The organism is uncultured Campylobacter sp. (assembly GCF_938031315.1).
In the GTDB taxonomy this organism is placed as follows: Bacteria; Campylobacterota; Campylobacteria; order Campylobacterales; family Campylobacteraceae; genus Campylobacter_B.
Map to the genome: position 1 here is coordinate 1 of NZ_CALHHT010000439.1, position 2,325 is coordinate 2,325.

Annotated in this window: 2 protein-coding genes; one reads left to right on the forward strand and one right to left on the reverse strand. The window is 51.9% G+C overall.

The window, feature by feature from the left end:
• Positions 1 to 913: ABC transporter permease (locus Q0236_RS10940; protein WP_297917822.1), on the forward strand; the 913-nt coding region annotated here is incomplete at its 5' end.
• Positions 914 to 1,179: 266 nt separating this feature from the next.
• Here Q0236_RS10940 and Q0236_RS10945 read toward each other — a convergent pair.
• Positions 1,180 to 2,001 (reverse strand): hypothetical protein, encoded by an 822-nt coding sequence (locus Q0236_RS10945; RefSeq protein ID WP_297917825.1) that lies wholly within the window; start codon positions 1,999 to 2,001, stop codon positions 1,180 to 1,182.
• Positions 2,002 to 2,325 lie beyond the last annotated feature (324 nt).

Sequence of the window (2,325 nt, forward strand, 5' to 3'; positions counted from 1 at the left end):
CGACGCCCGCGATGCGACGTCCACCGCGCTGGTACAGAGCATCGCCGCTACGCCGATGTTTAAGACCGAACTTGGCTGCAAAGACCTAACCTGCCTGCGCCGCGCGGTAAGCGAGGGCGAGGCGATCATCGGGATCTATTTCGGCAGCGATTTTAAGGATACGCACGAGCTTTTGATCATCGCGGATTCGCGCAATACGACCTTGGCAAACACCGTCATCGGCTTCGTGCAGGCCATAGTGGGGGAATACAACGCGCAGCATTTTGTGAATTTAATCAGCATAAATCCGCGCTATGTTTTTAACGAAAACACGATCACGCGCTACACGATCATGACGGGGATGATTTTGGGGCTTTCGATGATTCAGGTGCTGATGCTATCGGCGTTTAGCGTCTCCCGCGAGCGCGAGGAGGGGAGCTTCGATATGATGCTGATGACGCCCGCGAACCCGCTTGAGATGCTGATCGGCAAAGCAGTACCGCCCGTGCTGATCGCGATCGCGCAGGGGCTCGCGCTGTTTTTGATCTGCGTATTTTACTTTGAAATTCCGTTTCGAGGGCGCTTTACGCATCTTTTTGCGATCATCGCGATCTTTAGCGCCTGCAACGTAGGCATCGGCCTCGTGATCTCGACCGTCTGCAAAACCTCGCTACAATCGGTCGTGAGCTCGTTTTTGTTCCTGCTGCCGTGCATTATGATAAGCGGGCTGATAACGCCTGCGGACGCGATGCCGCGGTGGTTTTACTACATCGCGCACCTCGATCCGATGTATTATGCCAACAACTGCATGTGGCGGATCTATCTGGAGGGCGCGGGCCTGGGCGAGCTGTGGCATCTCATCGTGCCGCTGCTGCTGATCGGCGCGGGCACGATGGCGCTGGCCGCGTCGCTTTTTAGAAATAAGCTGGATTAGGGATTTAGATCGGAATTTTAGTTTAGAATTTCAGCTGGAATTTTGGCTTGGATTTTGCTTCGTCGGAATTTTTGGATTGAACCTCTGCTTAAAATTTTAAATTGATCGCGGAATTTCGGCTTGGAATTTTGCCCTAAATTTTGCGCGTTTGTAGTGGATAAAATTAAATCAAAATTCCGCGTTTCCGCTCGATGCGCCGCGCGTCGCGATAAAATTCCGCGCCTTAAATTTTAAAAATTTTGCGAAATTCTATCTCGCGAGTAGAGTTAGAATTTAAATCCGGGGTTGCCCGGGCGTCTTGCGGCGGCGGTCGTATCATATGCGCTCACTTCTGAAGCAGGCATATTTGCGGTATCTGCGCTCGCCTTGGAAGCGGGCTTTTTCGCATCGTCCGCGTCTGATTTCTTAAAAGCAGCGAGTTTACTGTAAATGCTCAGTTTTTCGCCGTCCGCGCCTAGCTTGGCGCCGTCAAGCTCGCTAGAATTTTCCGCGCCGCATAACCTTGCGGGGTTGAATTTTATCCACGCTATGATTAGCAAAATCCCCGAAAACGCCGTTACCAGCGACGCTGCGATTAGATACGGCAGCGCGAGGATTACGCCTATTTTAGCTAGCGCGCCCGATACCGCTTCGCAGGGCCATGCCACAGACACCACTATGCCGTAGATTTTAAATAAATCCACGCCGCTAAGTGTGGCTAGGCGGCAGTTTAATACGCCCCAGATTATCACCGCTGCGCACGTCGAAAGGACGTAGAGCAGGGTGTAGAGTAGACCTAGCATCGCGCCCTCTTTTAGCGCTACTACCATGGCGCAGTAGCACAAAATCGCGACGATCGGGATACTTTCTATCAGCCTATAGGTCTTAACGAAGCGCACGCCTAGCGCCTTTTCTAGGCAAACGAAGCAGTCGTAAAATATCGCTAGTGTCGCTAGTAGCGCTAAAACTCTAAAAATCGCGACCGCGTCCTCGTCTATGCTGCTTACGCCCACCGTGCCGCTTATGCCGATGCCTAGCAAAATCACGGCACCTAAAACTCCGCGGAATTTCGCCTTGCGAAGCAGATCTTGCTTTGAAATTTCTTTCATTTTTATCCTTTGAATTTTCTAAATTTACGCGCTATCTTGCGGCTTTGCTGCTGCGGCGGCGCGCTTGACATTGCTATATAACAGCGCGGCTTTGGACGTTGCGGTTTAGACTTGCAAAAGGCGTGGTCGCCGCAAAACGAAAGCGTTTCGGCTTAGGCGAGCTTTTCTATCTTGCTCCAGGCTAGTAGATGCACGATGCCGGTTATTATGAGGGCGGCAAACGGCAAAAATTCCTTCAACGATGTGATGACTAAAGCCGCAACCGCATCGTCAGTTTGCGGCTTGGAATTAGCCAAACCGAAGGGTCCCGCGCCGCACAGTATA